Here is a 16,476-nt window from a genome sequence, read left to right on the forward strand (position 1 = left end):
CTCAGAACCTCTCCGGGAAGATCAGGGCGAGGACGAGATAGCCCAGCAGGGCGACGGCCACGATCAGGCCCACGACGTTCTCGGCGGTCACAGCTTCGTCACCCCCCTGGCGACGAGGGCCACCAGCGCGAACGCGGCGAGCACGGTGACGACGAAGGCCAGATCGGCCATCGTGGACTCCTGGAGTGAGGTGCGGTTGAGCTCGGACGCTTAGAGCAAACCGCCTCCCCGACCGGATTCGACCACCGTTGACGGCTCCCTTACGGCGACACTTCCGGCTTTGACGGGTCCCTTACGACCGCTGCCCCATACCGGCCAATAGGCGATCATGACCGTCGGTCACGCCTCACGGGAGCAGTCGAGGCCGGTCACGTCGTCGACCGGACCCGTTCCCGTCCTTGCCGCGATCAGAGGGCGTCGATCCGCCAGGCGATCACGCCGGTGGCGCCCTTGGCCCCATCGGCGTCGATGCGAATCGACTTGGGTGCGGTGATGCGCTGCTGCACCACCGACTCGTCACACGTCACCGTGGTCTTCGCAGCGCTGACGGTCGGCGTGAACTCCACTCGTGCGCTTCCAGTGCCGACGCATATCAGGTTCAGCCTGTAGGACTTCCCCTCGGTCAGCGTGGGTTCGGCGTGGATGCCATCGGTCACACGTTCCGATCCCGCCTCCACCAGCGTCCCGCTGCCGACCGCGGCAAGGGCCGCTTGAGCCCGCTCGGTCAGCTTTGCCTCTGATGAACCAGCGGACGCGTGAGAGGTACGGGACGCAGGACGCGGCGAGTCGGCAGCCTTGCCGTGGCCACCCGCAGACGTGCACGCAGCGAGGAGGAACATCGACGCCACCAGGGCGCATCCAGCAAACCGGGCCCGCAGGCTCACAAAGGTCATGACGAGGCCTCCCAGTACTTCCAACCGGTCTCGGACGTGGGCACCGCCGCCGCGGCTATCCGGGGGGGAGAAACGGTTCTGGTCCATCCCACCGATAGCCCCCAAGACCCGCTCGTCCTGCTGGTGACCGTTACGGCGACGTCCCGGTGACTGCGACCGAGAGCCACTTCGTTGTATTGTCCGGGGTCACCATTTGCACAGACGACGGTAAAGCTCACGAGAGAGCCGACGTTGACGTCGACCGTCCCGACGCCCGAACAGATCACCGCGACTTCCAGAGTGCCCTTCTCGATCCGAGGGATCTCGGGAAAAGAATGAGGTCCGGTCTTTCCGCCTGCTTTGATAAATTCCTTCAGCGCGTCCGGGAGTTGGGGCGCAGTGCCAGGATCTGCGGCAATGGAAGGAGCGACGGCAGGAGTTCCGGACGAATTCGTTTCGACCGGCGTCCCTCTCTCAGGGGCTCGACTCTCGGTTGGAGTCGCACCGGTGCACCCGGCCAACGCAAGGATAGCCACCGGAATGACGATCCATATTCGTCCCATGCCGGCGCTCGTGACAGCTATCGAACTTGCAAGCAGGCCCACTCGTTCCCCCCGTTTCCCGAAGACGAAAGCGGCTGGTCAGGCCGCCGATCACGGATCCTACGGAAAATACGAGTGAGCTGTGTTCAGAATTGAGCGAATCCTGAGGTCGGAGTCCTGGTAGAGCCGAACTCACTTCTGGGCAGTTTGCCCAGCGCAGGTTCCAGCAGATCCAGCGTTCTGCTCCACGCCGGTTCAGCGGACGCCGGGTGTGCGCCGGGTGAGGGCGTGCCGGACCCCCGTCTCGGTGAAGGCCAGTGCCGCCGCCGCGACCACGGCCAGCAGGGCCAGGCCGATCGCGTACGAGCCGTAGGTGCCGTACAGCGAGCCCATCAGCAGCGGCGGCACGAAGCCGCCCAGGCCGCCCGCGGCGCCGACGACTCCGGTGACCGAGCCGACCCTGTTCGCCGGGGCCAGCAGGGCCACCAGCGCGAACACCGCGCCGCTGCCCGCGCCCAGCGCGGCGGCCATGGCCAGGAACGCGATCGTGCCCACCGGCGTCAGTGCCGGTGTGAACGACTGCGCGAGCGCCCCGGCCAGCACCACACCCAGGGCACCGGCCAGCACGCGTACCGGGCCGACGCGGTCCGACAGCCAGCCGCCCACCGGCCGCATGGCCACCGCGAGCAGCACGAACCCGGCCATCCGGTCGGCCGCGTCGGCCTGGGGCAGTCCGTAGCCGGTCTTGAGGTAGGTCGGCAGGTAGACGGAGAAGGCGACGTAGCCGCCGAAGGCCACCGCGTACAGGGCGGACGCCTGCCAGGTGACGGCGAGGCGCAGCGTGTCGGCCAGGCGTCGGGCCAGCGGTTCGGCCGGCACGGTGCGTCCGGGGGCGTCGCGCAGGACCAGCGCGGCCAGGACGGCGTACGCGGCCAGGACGCCCGCGGTGATCAGGAAGGGGTTCGCCATGCCGTGGGCGTCGACCAGCTTCACCGTGGTGAGGGCGCTGATCGCGGTGCCGCCCATGCCCATGCCGAAGACGCCGATGGCCAGGCCCCGCCGCTCGGGCGGGAACCAGGCGCTCACGAAGGGCACGCCGACGGCGAAGGCGGTGCCGCCGATGCCGAGGAAGAGCCCACCGACGAGCAGCCCGGTGAGGGAGGAGTGTCCGGCCGACCTCAGGTAGAGCACGGGCACGATGGTGGCCGCCGAGACGATCGGGAACATCACGCGTCCGCCGAACCGGTCGGTCAGCGCTCCGACCGGTATGCGGCCCAGGGAGCCGACGACGACCGGCACGGCGACCAGCAGCGACTGCTGGAAGGAGGTCAGGTCCAGGCTGTCCTTGAAGCGGGGGCGTCGACGAGGTTGTCGTAGTCGTAGGTGACCGGTTCGTAGTAGTCCTCGATGGCGGGCAGGTCGGGGTTGGAGAAGATCGACAGCAGCCGCTTGACCCTGCCGCCGGAGCGCAGCACGAGCCGGCCGCGCCGGTCGAGCGTCCAGCCGCCCTTCCAGTGCTCCTGGTCCTCGTAGCGGCGCGGGTAGCCGACGCCGGGCTTGGTCTCGACGTTGTTGAACCAGGCGTACTCGACTCCGTTGCGGTTGGTCCACGTCTGCTTGCAGGTGACCGAGCAGGTGTGGCAGCCGATGCACTTGTCGAGGTTCATCACCATCGCCACTTGGGCCATCACGCGTCCGACGGTGGCTTCGCCACGGGGCATCTCAGTACTCCACATCCTGCGAGCGGCGGCGGATGACGGTGACCTCGTCGCGCTGGTTGCCGGTCGGGCCGTAGTAGTTGAAGGCGTAGGTGAACTGCGCGTAGCCGCCCGCGAGATGGGTGGGCTTGAGCAGCAGTCGGGTGAGCGAGTTGTGGATGCCGCCACGTCTGCCGCCGACCTCGGTCTTCGGCACGTTCACGGTGCGGTCCTGGGCGTGGTACATGTACGCGGTGCCCTCGGGCATGCGGTGGGTGACCACCGCCCGGGCGGCGACGACGCCGTTGCGGTTGTACGCCTCGATCCACTCGTTGTCCTTGACGCCGATCTTCTCGGCGTCGGCGGTGGACATCCAGATCGTCGGTCCGCCCCGGGACAGGTCGAGCATGTACTTGTTGTCCTGGTAGTTGGAGTGGATGGACCACTTCGAGTGCGGGGTCAGATAGCGGACCGTGACCTCGGCCCGGCCGTTCTCGCCCAGTTGCTCGTCGCCGTAGTGCCGGGGTGTGTTCAGCGGGGGCCGGTAGACGGGTAGTTGCTCGCCCAGTTCGGCCATCCAGTCGTGCTGGACGAAGAAGTGCTGGCGGCCGGTGAGGGTGTGCCAGGGCTTCTTGTGCTCGGTGTTGATGACGAACGGCGAGTAGCGGCGTCCGCCGGTCTCCGAGCCCGACCACTCGTACGACGTGATCACCGAGCGCGGCTGGGTACGGGTGTCGGCGAACGTGATCCGCTCGGCCTCGCGCTCGGCGGAGAGTTCGGCCAGACCCTCGCTGCCGGTCCGCCGCTCCAGCTCCCGGAAACCCTCGGTGGCCAGACGGCCGTTGGTGGTGCCGGACAGCGCGAGGATCGCCTCGCACATGTCGGAGGCGGTGGCCAGGGAGGGCCGGCCGGCGGCCACCCCGTCCCTGACCGTCCCGCAGCGCCGCCGCAGTTCCTCCAGTTCCTGGTCCGGGTGGACGGTGACGCCCTTGGTGGTCGTGCCCAGGGTGTCGAGCAGCGGGCCGACGGCGCGCATCTTCTGCGCGATGGCGGCGTAGTCCCGTTCGACGACGACCAGCTTCGGCATGGTCCGGCCGGGAACGGGTTCGCACTCGCCGGCCTTCCAGTCCCGCACCACCCCGCCCGGCTGGGCGAGTTCGTCGGGGGTGTCGTGCAGCAGCGGCACGGCGAGGACGTCGGTGCGGGTGCCGAGGTGCTCGGCGGCCAGTTCGCTGAACCGGTCGGCCATGGTCAGGAAGGTGTCGTAGTCGGTGCGGGCCTGCCAGGGCGGGGCGATGGTCGGGGTGAAGGCGTGCACGAAGGGGTGCATGTCCGTGCTGGACAGGTCGTCCTTCTCGTACCAGGTCGCGGCCGGGAGCACGACGTCGGCGAGCAGGCCGGTGGAAGTCATCCGGAAGTCCATGCAGACCAGCAGGTCGAGCTTGCCCTCGGGGGCCTCCTCGCGCCACACCACGTCCTTCGGGCGGCCCTCGGGCGGGGTCTCCTCGGAGCGGACGGCGGCATCGGTGCCCAGCAGGTGGCGGAGGAAGTACTCGTTGCCCTTGCCGGAGGAGCCCAGCAGGTTGGCCCGCCAAACGGTGAGCACGCGGGGGAAGTTGGCCGGGTCATCGGGGTCCTCGACGGCGAACCGCAGCCGCCCGGACTTCAGTTCGTCGACGACGTGCTCAACCACCGGCTTGCCCCGGTCCCGCGCCTCGTCCGTCAGGTCGAGCGGGTTGCGGTCGAACCCGGGGTGTCCGGGCGTCCAGCCCAGCCGGACCGCCTGCGCGAGCGTGTCCGCGAAGCCCTTGCCCTTAAACCGCCCTTCCCCCAGCGGGGAGGCCAACTCGGCCGGCCCGAAGGCCTCGTAGCGCCACTGGTCGGAGTTCAGGTACCAGTACGAGGTGCCCGCCATGTGCCGGGTGGGCCGCTGCCAGTCGAAGGCGAACGACAGGTGCTGCTGCCCGGTGACCGGGCGGACCTTCTCCTGGCCGACGTAGTGCGCCCAGCCGCCGCCGTTGACGCCCTGGCAACCGGTCATCGTGGTCAGTGCCAGGAAGGCGCGGTAGATCGTGTCGGAGTGGAACCAGTGGTTGGTGCCGGCCCCGAGCACGATCATGGACCGGCCTTCGGTGCGCTCCGCGTTGCGGGCGAACTCCCGGCCGATGCGGGCCGCCTGCTCCGCCGGAACCGAGGTGATCGTCTCCTGCCAGGCCGGGGTGTACGGCTCGTTCGCGTCGTCGTACGAGGTGGGCCAACTGCCCGGCAGGCCGGGGCGGGCGACACCGTACTGCGCCAGCATCAGGTCGAAGACCGTGGTGACGAGGCGGCCGCCGATCCGGCGCACCGGCACCCCGCGCACCAGGACCGAGCCGCCCTCCGTGGCGCCCTCGTCGAAGCGGGGCAGGGCGACCTCGACCGTCTCCTCGGCGCGTTCGAGCAGGGTCAGTTCGGGTACGACGTCGCCCAGGTCGAGGTTCCAGCGGCCTCGCCCGGCCTCCCCCCACCGGAAGCCGAGCGAGCCGTTGGGAACCACGGGTTCGCCCGTGGCCCGGTCCAGGAGAACCGTCTTGGACTCGGCGTTCTCGGTGTCGTGTCCGAGATCCGCGGCGGTCAGGAACCCGCCGGGGACGAGTCCGCGGTCGTGCTCGCGCAGGGTCACCAGGAACGGGGCGTCGGTGAACTTGCGCAAGTAGTCCTGGAAGTAGGGGACTTCGCGGTCGACGAGGAACTCGCGCAGGATCACGTGTCCCATCGCCATCGCCAGCGCCCCGTCCGTGCCGGGGTGCGGGGCGAGCCATTCGTCGGCGTGCTTGACGTTGTCGGCGTAGTCGGGGCTGACCGCGACGACCTTGGTGCCGTTGTAGCGGGTCTCGGTCAGGAAGTGCGCGTCGGGCGTGCGGGTCACGGGGATGTTCGAGCCCCACATGACCAGATAGCCCGCGTTCCACCAGTCCGCGGCCTCCGGTACGTCGGTCTGGTCGCCGAAGACCTGCGGGGAGGCGATCGGCAGGTCGGCGTACCAGTCGTAGAACGACAGCAGCGTGCCGCCGAGCAGCGAGTGGAACCGCGCCCCGGCCGCGAACGACGCCATCGACATCGCCGGGATGGGCGAGAAGCCGGCGACGCGGTCGGGACCGTACGTCTTGACGGTGTGCACCTGGGCGGCGGCGATCAGCTCGGTCGCCTCGTCCCAGTCGGCGCGCACCAGACCGCCCTTGCCGCGTGCCCGCTTGTACGCCCGCGCCTTCGCCGGGTCGGAGGTGATCTCCGCCCAGGCCGCGACCGGGTCGCCGAGCCGTCCGCGGGCCTCGCGCCAAAGCTTCAGCAACTCGCCCCGTACGTACGGGTAACGGACCCGGCTGGGCGAGTAGGTGTACCAGGAGAACGACGCGCCGCGCGGGCAGCCGCGCGGCTCGTACTCGGGGCAGTCCGCGCCGATCGACGGGTAGTCGGTGGCCTGGTGCTCCCAGGTGATGATCCCGTCCTTGACGTACACCATCCACGAGCAGGAGCCGGTGCAGTTCACTCCGTGCGTGGAGCGCACCACCTTGTCGTGCGCCCAGCGGTCCCGGTAGAAGGTCTCCCACTTCGGGTCGTTCTCGCCGAAGACGGCACGGCCGTCGGCCGACACCTCACGGCGGGTCAGCAGTCTGCGGGCCGCCAGCGGCCAGCCTTCCCCGGCGGGCGACGCCAGGCCCCGTGCGCTCCGATCGTTCCCCATGGTCAGGAACGCTAGAAGCCGCAGGCCGTGGTGCACCTGGGCCGGCAGTCCCTGCCGCCTGGCCTCCCGGCCTCATCCGGCCGGTCACGACAGGGACCATCGGCCCCCGTACCGGGGTCCGGTCGGCAGGGCTGCGGCGCAGTGCGGGCCGACGCTCCTGCTCAGGCTCCCGAGTGCACGTGCGCCGCCCACAGCGAGGGGTTGTCGGGCCGGGTGTCGCGCCGGCGTCGTACGGTTTCGGTGACGGTGAGCGGCCGGTACTGGTGGTCGTGCACCAGCAGACGGCCCGCGGACGGCGTCTCGGGTTCCGCCACGGCATGGCAGGCGAAGTGTGCGAGGCGTGGCCCGGCAGTTTCGACTTCCTCGCCTGCTTCCCGCGCATCCCGCCGGACGCGTGCCGAGTCGCTCCGCCCCGGCTCGGCGGGCACCGGCCTCCCGCGGGCCGACGGTACTCAGCCGACCGCGGCGCCGTGCGCCGTCACCTCACCGTCGACATGCCCTCGACGTACGCGAGCCGAACTCGCCAGCTTCTCGGCGGCCACTTCCGCGGTGAGGCCCTGAATTTCCTCGCCCGCCTCGATGACCGCACGCCTGATTTCGAAGGTCAGGCCGACCGACGCCTTGATGACGCCTCGCACCAGCGGCTTCGCCACTCTCTTGATCAGGGGAGCCGTCATCAGGCCGGCGACGAAGGGAGGAACTACGGGGGGCATGGGTGAACCCTCTCTTGTGTACACGGCACGACTGCCGCCGCCACACGCGCTCTTACCGTCTGGCCGACAGCGCTGGACTTGAATTCCGCCCCCACCGAAAACACGGTAGTCGGACCTCGGCCGATACGCCTGTGGACGCCGACGCTGTTCATTCGATCGGGCGGAAGCCCCGCCGGATCGGACCAGGGCCGCGCGACGGGATCAGAGCGGTTTCGGTGCGTCCGGCTCGCACTGGTCCAGCAGTGAGCCCACCACCTCCACGACGAATTCGGGTACGCGATCCGGGAAGTCGTGGCCGGTTCCCTCCGGGGTATAGATTCTCCGCCCCTTGCTGGAGGCCGTCAGAAACCGTTCTCTCACGGTGAGGAAGAAGTGCCGTACCCGGGCGCTCTCCTCCGGATCGTCGACCGCGTCGAAGATCTCGCCGCCGCCCGTCAGATCGCGTGGCGCCACGAGGAGCAGGGGCAACGAGCCGAGATCCCCGTCGTGCACGGCCGTCTGCCAGCCGTCTCTGGTGATGCCGTCCGGCGACAGTTCCCGCAGGATCGATGCCGCGGCGCAGTTCGCCTTGGTCCTGAGCTCGACCATGGCGAGAATCCGCGCGGGGTCCTCGGAGGCAGGTGTCCCCTTTCCGCCCTCGAGAGCGTGCAGGCCGAAGAGGTGGCGCAGCGCGAGGACGGTCTGGTCCCTCGGGGCACGTCGCAGACCCGGAAGCGCCGGGCCGAAGGCGACGGCATCGGGCGGGGTGGGATCGAGCAGTACAAGACCGGCCACCAGGTCGGGGCGGCGCCTGGCGGCGTTGGCCATGAGCAGCCCCCCGAACGAATGCCCCACCAGGACGTAGGGCCCCTTCTCACCGGCCCGCTCCAGCGCTTCGAGCAGTTCGACGGCTTCTGCCGCCGTCGTGCGCGGGAAGGGGCCCGGGTCGCTCCAGCCGGACCCCGGGCGGTCCACCAGGACCGAACGCATCTGTTCCCGCGCCAGCGCGTGCAGCGGGTACATGGCGTACCCGGCGGCATGGCCGCCCGGCATCCAGACCACGGTGGGCCGCTGTCCGGCGTCTCCCTCGACCAGGACGTGCATGCGGTAGCCGCCCACGTCGACCATGCGTCCGGGGGGCGGATACCGCACCCGTATCCGGGCCACATGCACCAGATGGCGCAGTGACCCGATGCCGAGCGCGAGGGCCACAACCAGCAGCACGGCTCCGAGGATCCGCCAGCCGGTCCCCAGCGTGACGCACCAGGCACCCGCGGTCGCCGGCGGCAGCGCGAGGGCCAGCCCGGCCCGGTCCCGGCTGAGCAGCCGGAGTATCGCGTCGGCGACGCGTGTGCCCGGTCGCATGGTTCCCTCCGTCCCGGCCTTCGTGGCCGCTGCCGGGGACACCGCGCGTCTCAGCGCCCGGTAGGACCATCGTCCCCTGAGAACTCCGCAGGCGCCATGCACACGCGTGCGAGGCGTGCCGCCACGTCCGCGACGACTTCGGCCTCCCGGGGCACCAGGTAGAAGTGGTCGCCGGGGAACGGCCGCAGTTCGAAGGAGCCCGGGGCGGTGAGGCCGGACCAGGCGAGGACCGCGTCGAGCGCGCAACTGCGGTCGTCCTGGCCGACGTACGCCGTGATCGGCGCCTTGACCGGAGCCGGATTCGAGAGGTGGTAGCCCTCGAGCAGCCGGTAGTCCGAACGGAGGGCGGGCAGCAGCAGGTCACGCAGTTCCGGGATGTCGTAGGCCTCCGAGTGCAGGTCGCCGAGCTGCCGGACGTGGGTGATCAGGGCTTCGTCGTCGGCTTCGTGCAGCGCGACGTGTTCGGCCCGCTGGGGGGCTTCGTGCGCGGAGACCAGCAGGTGCTCGGGGACGACGCCTCGGGCCTCCAGCCTCAGGGCCACCTCGTAGGCGACACAGGCGCCCATGCTGTGCCCGAAGAGCGCCAGCGGCCGGTCGAGCCAGGGCCGCAGCATGTCCTCGATCGTGTCGGCCAGGGTGGCCATGTCCTCGATGCAGGCTTCCGCGAGCCGGTCCTGGCGGCCGGGGTACCGCACAGCGAGTACCTCGATGTCCGCCGGCAGCAGCGCGGGCCAGCCGTGGAACAGCTGTGCCGTGCCGCCGGCGTGCGGGAAGCACACCAGCCGGAGCCGGGGGTCCGCCGTCCGCCGGTGGACCCGGAACCACTTCTTCGCCTCGGTCGCCGTCATCGCCGACGCAGCCCGCGCTGGTGCAGGGAGTCGAGCTTGGAGAGGAAGGCGGGAAGCTGTTCCACCGCCCTCCTGGACACGTAGGTGGTCTGCACGGTGTGGCGCTGACGATCGGTCACGACGAGTTTGTAGGCACCGCCTTCCTGGATGAGTTCCGCGGAATACAGAGGGGTTCCGGTCGCAGACATCTGACCTGTCTCCATCAGGGTGTCGTCCTGGAGAGTCGGCCGGCCGACTCAGCGCACCTTGGCGGCGACCGCACCGGCACCGCGGGTCTTGCCGACGGGCTTGTCCTCACCGGCGGCCTGTCCCACGTTCGCGTCCGCGGCCGCGGCGGCGGGCGCCGACCCGGTGGCCGCACCGGCGCTGCCCGCGATGCCGTCCTCCGCGGCGCCGACACCGTGCTCGGCACCGTGTGCGGTCTGGTCCGCGAGCACTTCGGCGGTCGCCTCGGCCGCGAGGTCCTGGATTCCCTCGCCGGCTTCCTGGACGGCCCTCTTGACTTCGATTCCCAGTCCCACCGACGTTTTGACGATCCCGCGCATCAAGGGTCTACCGAGCCTCTTCACCAAGGATGCGGTGATCAGACCGATCAGGAAAGGCGGTACTACAGGCGCCATGGCACAACATCCTTCTCTTCTGTCGAGGAGATGGTGACGGAGAACAGAACGGTGAGGTGAAACTGCGAGAGGTGAGTGAACACGAGAGAACTCGACGGGAGGCCGGGACGCCTGCATTCCGCGTCAGTGAGCCCCCGCCATTCATCACAGAGAGTATCCGAGGTTGAGCAGACGGCTACCGATTCCCCGTGGCCTTCACTCCTTCGAGTAGAGCGGCTCTCTCCCGGAATCCGGGTGCATTTCTCTCTCCACCCGACGGCGCAGGGCGGGAAACGGCAGTGTGCCGCCCGCCAGGACGCTCTCGTGGAAGGCGCGTACGTCGAACGCGGCACCGGCGCCGCGTTCGCACGTCGCCCGCAGTGCCGTGAACTCCGCGTGACCGGCCCGGTAGGTCAGCGCCTGCCCCGGCATGTCGGTCGCGTAGCGCAACAACTCGGTCGTGATCTGCCGTTCGGACTCGGCTGCCGCGTGGGCGCGCATGAAGGTGCGCGCCTCCTCCAGCGTCATCGTGCCGAGGTTGAGCCCGGTGTCGACGACGAGGCGCTGCGCGGTGAAGCGCTCATGGGCCAGTCGTCCGTACGCGTCCCACGGGTCGTCGTACAGCCCCATCTCCCAGCCGAGCCCCGCCGCGTACTCGGCCCAGCCCTCCTCGAACCCGCTGAAAGCCACCAGTTCGCGCCGCAGGTCGGGCAGCTCGGCGTTCTCGGCCTGGCGGGCGAGGTGGAAGTGATGTCCTGGCGACAGCTCGTGGTAGATCAGTGCGGCCGCGCCGAGCAGTGACCGCTGCGCCAGGTCCGAGGCGTTGTAGCGATAGCGGCCCACCGGTTGCGTGGCGGTCGGCTGTTCGTAGTAGCCGAACGTCATCGACCCCTCCAGCGCCGGGTCGAGGCGGGCCACGTCGTAGGGCGCGTTGGGCAGGACCGCGAACCAGCGCGGCAGCAACGGCGTGAGGCGGTCGAGGTGTCCGCGGTAGCGGGCTTCGACCTCCTCCGGAGTGGCGGCGTACAGGCGCGACTCGGTCGCGAGCCGTTCGTTGAACTCCGCCTCCGTCCCCGCGAAGCCGAGCCTGTCGCGCATCTCCCGCATCCGCTCGCCGAGTTCGCGGCAGTGCTCCCGGCCGAGTTCGTGGAGGCGTTCGGGTGGTGTGTCGCCGGAGGTGTAGGTCCTGACGAAGGCCCGGTAGGCCGCCTCGCCTTCCGGGTAGCGGGCCCAGCCGACGTCCTGCGGCGCCCGCCGGAGGTAGTGCGGGTCGCCCACGAGGGCGACGAGGCGGTCGAACGCCGGCTCCAGCTCGGTGGTGACCAGCCGCTCCACCGCGTCGCGCAGGTGACCCCGGCTCGCCGCGCCGAGCCGGGTGAGCCGCCCGGCGTCGGCCCGGACGTAACGGGCCGCCGACTCCCGCAGCCGGGTGAGTGTGGTGTGGACACCGGTCAGGGCCGGGGCATGGACGCGAAAGCCGCGCGCCGCCTGCCCGACGACCTTGTCGCCGATGGTCGCGACACACCGGGCCAGGTCCCGTACGAGGGTCACGTACCGGTCCGCGTCGGCCCGGTGCTCGAAGCGGAACGGGCGGAAGACGGTGTCCCCGTACTGCTGGAGGCGGAAGAGCTGGTACGGCGTGGCGGTGGGGGTGAGCCAGTGGAAACGCCCCGCCGCCGCCTCCTGTTCGGCCAGCGCCCGCAGGAAGCCCGCCGTGTCGGCCGCCGGGCCGGACAGCTCCTCCGGTCGCAGCGCCCCCAGTCGGCTCAGCACCCCCGCCGCGAACCCGGCGCGCTCGTCGGCCTCCGCCGCGGACACCCCCGGCAGCGACTCGACCGGCAGCCCGCGGCGGGTGCGCAGCGAGGGCTCGCGGGCGAGCAGGAAGTCCCAGTACGAGGTCGCGAGCCGGTCGGTCTCTCGCACCGTCGAGCCGTCCGAGGAGTCCCCTGGATTGATGACCATGGCACCAGTGTGCGCATCGAGGTGACGCAGCGTCAGCAAGGGGTGGACCGCGCGTCGGACGGCCTCACTCGGACGGAGGAAATTGTCCGGCGCGTTCGCGTCCGGCCCCGGAAAGCCCGGCGGACGCCGTCGATCCTGGTGGCACGATGAGCGCCATGCACCGCCGCACCGTGTCGTCTCCCAGGGCCCGGTCGGTCGTGGCGGCGGCCGCCGCCGTGTCAGCCGTGCTGGCCGGTTGCGGCGGCGACGTGTCGTCCACGCGCACTCCGATGGTCGTCGGCGGCACCGTCACGATCGCCGCCGCCTCCGAGACCTCGAGCTTCAACCCGTACTCGCAGTTCGGCTCCTCGCTGGCTCCTTGGACATCGTTTCTTTTGGGAGGTTCGCGGGCCGAGCTGTGCAGGGATACTGCTGTGGTGCTGTTGACGTGGATTGCTGAGGTGGCGGACGAGCCTCTGGTGCTGGAGCCGACTGACCGGCGGATGGAGTGGGAGACCAACTCCTGGTCGCTGGGTGCGGCTGCCGAGGAAAGGAGTTCGTTGTCCGTTGCCGAGGTGGTGGCTGCCTTCGAGCGGACTGCTGCTGTCATCCAGGAACGCGTTCGGGATCTGGGCTTCTCCGGGGTGGCGACGTTCTATGTGTGGCACGACACGCAGGCAGGACAGCTCCGGTGCGCGACCGGTTCTCTGCCCCCGGATGCGTTGCCGTTCAGCGGTACCTATGTGGCTTCCGACGACCTCGGTCCGGTCGTCGAGGGATTTCTGGCCGACAGGGAGCCCGGCTTCATCGCCTGGTCGGACCTGGACGACGCGCAAAACCTCTCGGAGCAGACCGCGACCGAGCCAGAGATCAGGCCCTTCGTTGTCTGGGTCAGCAGTGTCGGAGCCTCACGCTGACTGGTGATGCCCGTCCACACGGACGAGTCGGCGGTGACAGATGAGGGCTGCGGCTATGCCGACGAAGGCGAGGAAGTGTTCAGCCTTGCGCTCGTAACGGCGGTGGAGGCGACGGCAGCCGGCGAGCCAGGACACGGCTCTCTCGACGACCCAGCGGTGTCGGCCGAGCCGCTTTGAGGAGGTCCACCAGGTGGCCGCGCCGGTCCGGCAGGGCGACGGAAGCGCCTCGGGTCCGGGCGGCACCGGGACCGGGTCCGGTCCGATCGTGGCCGATGTCGGCCTCGGGACCTGTCTGCGCCCCTCCGGCGGACACCTCCTCGTCGGCGGCACGCTGCCCGCCCGCGACCCGAAGGAGTGGCTCGACGATCCCGACGGGTGCAACCCGCACCCGACGCCCGCCCGGTTCGAGACCCGGGTGACCAGGGCCGCACGCCGCTTCCCGCTCCTCGGTGTGCCGAACCGGCCCGCCGGCGTCGCCGGTGTCCACGACGCCGCCGACGACTGGTCGCCCGTCCACGACCGCACCGATCTGGCCGGTTTCCACGTCGCCATGGGCACGAGCGGCAACCAGTTCAAGGACGCTCCCCCGGCGGGCCGCTTCCTCGCCACCCTGGTCGACCGCGTCGGGGCCGGCCACGACCACGACCGCGATCCGCTGCGGTGCACGGGAGAACACACCGGCCTCGTCGTCGACCTGGGCGCCTTCTCCCGCAGACGGCCCGTGGCCGAGGACGCCGCCTCCGGGGCGGTCCTCGGCCGACGTCAGGCACCGGTCCCGCGCAGCCGGAAGCGGTCTACCGGCGGCCGCGTGCCGGTGCCGCGCCGAGCTTGGAACTCAGCACCGACAGGAAGGTCGGGAGCTTGGCCACCGCGGATTCGGGGACCGGGGTGACCTGGACGGTGTCCCGCACCACGTCCTGCACCACGAGTTTGTAGGCGCCGTCCTCCCGGACGAGTTCGGCGGCGTAGAGCAGTGTTTCCACCAGAGGTCCTTCGGTCGTGTCGTGCGACGGGGTCAGGGTCGTGCGACGGGGTCAGGTGCCGTTGAGCCAGGTGTTCCAGGCCTTGGTGGCCAGTTCTTCGTCCGTGTCCTGGGCGAACAGGTGGTGGCCCAGCCAGATCGGCCAGTTCCAGGAACTGCCGTTGAAGAACCGGTACAGCGCGTCCGGTCCTCGCAGGCCGAGGAAGTCACGGTCGAGCCAGTCCACGACCACCTCCGTCGAGCCGCCGTCCGTACCCGGGAGGTCGAGCGACAGCCGGTCGCCGACGGCCGTGTCGTCGGCGAGGCCGAGGCGTCGGCGCAGCGCGGCGAAGCCGGCGGGGTCCTCGGTGCGCTCGGCGCGGGCGGCCTTGACGTAGACGGCGGGGCGGCCGGCGAAGTGCCTCAGGTACTCGGCGAGGGAGTGCTGGTAGAAGTCGACGTGCTTCTCGGCCGCGTCCGCCTTGGTGTCCCAGTAGTCGTCGACGACTCCCGTGTGCACCCAGTGGATACCCATCCGCAGATGACTGGTCGCGCCGTCGACCGGCTCGATCCGGTAGGTGAGCGTGTTGGAGAACCCGTCGTCCATGGCCACCCGCACGGCGAAGTGGCCCGGTGGCTCCCACGCCACGACGGTGCCGTCGGCCCGGGTGACCTTTCCGCCGACGCGCGGCTCGACCTCCATGGGGTACAGCCAGCCGAGGTTGCCGGCGCCGGTGGCGACCGCGTCCCAGACCTGTTGGGGCGTGGCGGGCAGGTCCTGTTCCCGGCGGACCTCGAACTCTTTGGCCATGGTCACTTCTCCTTCGTGGTCGTTCATGGGTCAGTAGGTGAGCGGAAGCGCGGTGAGCCGCCGTTGCAGCGGGTTGGGCCGCCAGTCGAGGACCGCGCCGTCGGCGAGTCGCAGGTGCGGGAGCCGGCGGACCAGCGTGCCGACGGCCACCTCCGCCTGGAGCTTGGCCAGCGGGCCGCCGAGGCAGAAGTGCGGGCCGTTGCCGAAGCTGAGGTGCCGGTTGCCGGGGCGGGTCAGGTCGAGCCGGTCGGGGCCCTCGAAGCGCTCGGGGTCCCGGTTGGTCGCGGCGAGGATCAGGTAGGCCAACTCGCCCTCGCGCAGGGTCCGCCCGCCGATCTCGACGTCCTCGGCGACGACCCGGACGATCGCCTGGGTCGGCGTGTCGTAGCGGGCGAGTTCCTCGACGGCCGTACGGACGAGCGCCGGGTCCTCGCGCAGCCGGGCCAATTGATCGGGGTGGCGCAGCAGGGCGAGCATGCCGTTGCCGACCAGGTGGGTGGTGGTCTCGTCGCCGGCGGTGATCAGGACGAAGCAGGTGGCCAGCAGTTCGGAGTCGGTGAGCCGGTCGTCCTGCGCCTGGGTGGCGACCAGGGCGCTGATGAGGTCGTCGCCGGGGTCGGCCCGGCGTCGGTGGACGAGCCGGGCGAGGTACTCCTCGTACTGCTCGATCGCCGCCTCGGATCTGTCGATGTCCTCGGAGAGCCTGCCGAAGCGGCGGAACCACCTCTTGACCAGTGCTCTGTCCTCGGGCGGAATGCCGAACAACTCGCAGACGACGGAGAGCGGGAGCGGGGAGGCGACCGCTTCGATCAGGTCCATGGACGGCCCCGCCGCGACCGCCTCGTCGACGAGCCGGTCGACGATCCGCTGGATGCCGTCGCGCAGGGCCTCGACGCGCCGGGCGGTGAAGGCACGGTTGGCCAGTTTGCGCAGCCGGGCGTGGTCCGGCGGGTCGGTGTTGCTCATCACCCGGCCGAGCCGGTCGGTGAGCCGGCTGAAGGCCTTGAGGTCGCCGCCGAGCGCGGTGTAGGCGCGGGTCATCCGGTCCCGGTCGTTGGACAGCCTCAGGTCGCTCAGGGCCGTCTCGACGTCGGCGTACCGGGTGAGGTACCAGATGCCCTGGGCGCTGCGGTGGACCGGGTCCTCGCGGCGCATGCGGGCGTAGAACGGGTACGGGTCCCGGCGGGCCTCGGGCGTGAGCAGGGCCGCGGCGAGGTCGTCGGACCGGGCGAGGCCCGCGGTGCCGCGGGCCTCGTCGGTGGTGTCGGTCAGGTTCACTGCGAGCCGCGCTATCGCCGGGCGTCCATGGCGTCGGCGAGGCTCCTGGGCCGCATGTCGGTCCAGTTCCGCTCGACGTACTCCAGGCAGGCGGCGTGGGTGTCGGGGCCGTGGGCGGCGCTCCAGCCGTCGGGGACGTCCGCGAACTGCGGCCACAGGGAGTGCTGGTTCTCGTCGTTGACGAGCACGAGGAAGGTGCCGTCCTGGTCCTCGAACGGGTTGGTCATGG

General features: G+C 70.4%; 16 protein-coding genes and 1 pseudogene. 2 read left to right on the plus strand and 15 right to left on the minus strand.

Annotated features, from left to right (window positions below):
* Position 1: 1 nt before the first annotated feature.
* The 11 genes from kdpF to ACWC24_RS15860 all read right to left on the minus strand — a co-directional run bounded on the left by kdpF (position 2) and on the right by ACWC24_RS15860 (position 12,301).
* Complete coding sequence (kdpF, locus tag ACWC24_RS15810) at positions 2–91, minus strand: K(+)-transporting ATPase subunit F (RefSeq protein ID WP_018566520.1); 90 nt, start codon at positions 89–91, stop codon at positions 2–4.
* A 316-nt stretch (positions 92–407) separates the two neighbouring features.
* Entirely contained in the window at positions 408–893 is a 486-nt protein-coding gene (locus tag ACWC24_RS15815; protein WP_450663390.1) for a hypothetical protein, read from the minus strand.
* Between the two features lie 776 nt (positions 894–1,669).
* Positions 1,670–2,995 (minus strand): MFS transporter, encoded by a 1,326-nt coding sequence (locus tag ACWC24_RS15820; RefSeq protein WP_450663427.1) that lies wholly within the window; start codon positions 2,993–2,995, stop codon positions 1,670–1,672.
* Between the two features lie 141 nt (positions 2,996–3,136).
* The gene (locus tag ACWC24_RS15825) at positions 3,137–6,835 is read right to left on the minus strand and encodes a nitrate reductase subunit alpha (protein WP_450663391.1); all 3,699 of its coding nucleotides are present in this window, start codon (positions 6,833–6,835) and stop codon (positions 3,137–3,139) included.
* Between the two features lie 161 nt (positions 6,836–6,996).
* Complete coding sequence (locus tag ACWC24_RS15830) at positions 6,997–7,149, minus strand: hypothetical protein (RefSeq protein ID WP_450663392.1); 153 nt, start codon at positions 7,147–7,149, stop codon at positions 6,997–6,999.
* A 138-nt stretch (positions 7,150–7,287) separates the two neighbouring features.
* A complete protein-coding gene (locus tag ACWC24_RS15835) occupies positions 7,288–7,548 on the minus strand; it encodes a DUF5132 domain-containing protein (RefSeq protein WP_450663393.1) in 261 nt (86 codons plus the stop codon).
* A gap of 201 nt (positions 7,549–7,749) precedes the next feature.
* Entirely contained in the window at positions 7,750–8,892 is a 1,143-nt protein-coding gene (locus ACWC24_RS15840) for an alpha/beta fold hydrolase (protein ID WP_450663394.1), read from the minus strand.
* Between the two features lie 50 nt (positions 8,893–8,942).
* The gene (locus ACWC24_RS15845) at positions 8,943–9,740 is read right to left on the minus strand and encodes a thioesterase II family protein (protein WP_450663395.1); all 798 of its coding nucleotides are present in this window, start codon (positions 9,738–9,740) and stop codon (positions 8,943–8,945) included.
* Positions 9,737–9,859: a hypothetical protein gene (locus ACWC24_RS15850; RefSeq protein ID WP_450663396.1), complete on the minus strand. Its 123-nt coding sequence runs from the start codon at positions 9,857–9,859 to the stop codon at positions 9,737–9,739. Before ACWC24_RS15850 ends, ACWC24_RS15845 begins: the two co-directional genes overlap by 4 nt.
* 117 nt (positions 9,860–9,976) lie before the next feature.
* On the minus strand, positions 9,977–10,261 hold the full coding sequence (locus tag ACWC24_RS15855) for a DUF5132 domain-containing protein (protein ID WP_450663397.1): 285 nt from the start codon (positions 10,259–10,261) through the stop codon (positions 9,977–9,979).
* Between the two features lie 294 nt (positions 10,262–10,555).
* Positions 10,556–12,301 carry a DUF885 domain-containing protein gene (locus ACWC24_RS15860; RefSeq protein ID WP_450663398.1) on the minus strand — a complete coding sequence of 582 codons (1,746 nt, stop codon included), beginning with the start codon at positions 12,299–12,301 and terminating at the stop codon, positions 10,556–10,558.
* A 146-nt stretch (positions 12,302–12,447) separates the two neighbouring features.
* On the opposite strand from ACWC24_RS15860, the gene ACWC24_RS15865 reads away from it, so the two are divergent.
* Entirely contained in the window at positions 12,448–13,197 is a 750-nt protein-coding gene (locus tag ACWC24_RS15865) for a hypothetical protein (RefSeq protein ID WP_450663399.1), read from the plus strand.
* On the opposite strand, the pseudogene ACWC24_RS15870 reads toward ACWC24_RS15865, so the two are convergent.
* A pseudogene (locus ACWC24_RS15870) lies at positions 13,189–13,377 on the minus strand (transposase); the annotation flags it as partial. The gene ACWC24_RS15865 and the pseudogene ACWC24_RS15870 sit on opposite strands and share 9 nt — an antisense overlap.
* 10 nt (positions 13,378–13,387) lie before the next feature.
* Between ACWC24_RS15870 and ACWC24_RS15875 the strand changes: the two are divergent.
* Positions 13,388–14,089: a hypothetical protein gene (locus ACWC24_RS15875; protein ID WP_450663430.1), complete on the plus strand. Its 702-nt coding sequence runs from the start codon at positions 13,388–13,390 to the stop codon at positions 14,087–14,089.
* Positions 14,090–14,231: 142 nt separating this feature from the next.
* Here ACWC24_RS15875 and ACWC24_RS15880 read toward each other — a convergent pair whose 3' ends face one another.
* From ACWC24_RS15880 to ACWC24_RS15890, 3 genes are read right to left on the minus strand one after another with little or no spacing between them, the layout of a single operon-like run.
* The gene (locus tag ACWC24_RS15880) at positions 14,232–14,969 is read right to left on the minus strand and encodes an SRPBCC family protein (RefSeq protein WP_450663400.1); all 738 of its coding nucleotides are present in this window, start codon (positions 14,967–14,969) and stop codon (positions 14,232–14,234) included.
* A gap of 30 nt (positions 14,970–14,999) precedes the next feature.
* The gene (locus ACWC24_RS15885; RefSeq protein WP_450663401.1) at positions 15,000–16,247 is read right to left on the minus strand and encodes a cytochrome P450; all 1,248 of its coding nucleotides are present in this window, start codon (positions 16,245–16,247) and stop codon (positions 15,000–15,002) included.
* Between the two features lie 11 nt (positions 16,248–16,258).
* Positions 16,259–16,474 (minus strand): MbtH family protein, encoded by a 216-nt coding sequence (locus tag ACWC24_RS15890; protein WP_450663402.1) that lies wholly within the window; start codon positions 16,472–16,474, stop codon positions 16,259–16,261.
* Positions 16,475–16,476: the final 2 nt, after the last annotated feature.

It is taken from the genome of Streptomyces sp. NPDC001443, assembly GCF_053597355.1.

Bases quoted from the DNA above. Each gene is read 5' to 3' on its own strand.
- ACWC24_RS15815 (WP_450663390.1), bottom strand. From the start codon at position 893: ATGACCTTTGTGAGCCTGCGGGCCCGGTTTGCTGGATGCGCCCTGGTG.
- ACWC24_RS15825 (WP_450663391.1), bottom strand. From the start codon at position 6,835: ATGGGGAACGATCGGAGCGCACGGGGCCTGGCGTCGCCCGCCGGGGAA.
- ACWC24_RS15835 (WP_450663393.1), bottom strand. From the start codon at position 7,548: ATGCCCCCCGTAGTTCCTCCCTTCGTCGCCGGCCTGATGACGGCTCCC.
- ACWC24_RS15840 (WP_450663394.1), bottom strand. From the start codon at position 8,892: ATGCGACCGGGCACACGCGTCGCCGACGCGATACTCCGGCTGCTCAGC.
- ACWC24_RS15845 (WP_450663395.1), bottom strand. From the start codon at position 9,740: ATGACGGCGACCGAGGCGAAGAAGTGGTTCCGGGTCCACCGGCGGACG.
- ACWC24_RS15860 (WP_450663398.1), bottom strand. From the start codon at position 12,301: ATGGTCATCAATCCAGGGGACTCCTCGGACGGCTCGACGGTGCGAGAG.
- ACWC24_RS15865 (WP_450663399.1), top strand. From the start codon at position 12,448: ATGAGCGCCATGCACCGCCGCACCGTGTCGTCTCCCAGGGCCCGGTCG.
- ACWC24_RS15880 (WP_450663400.1), bottom strand. From the start codon at position 14,969: ATGGCCAAAGAGTTCGAGGTCCGCCGGGAACAGGACCTGCCCGCCACG.
- ACWC24_RS15890 (WP_450663402.1), bottom strand. From the start codon at position 16,474: ATGACCAACCCGTTCGAGGACCAGGACGGCACCTTCCTCGTGCTCGTC.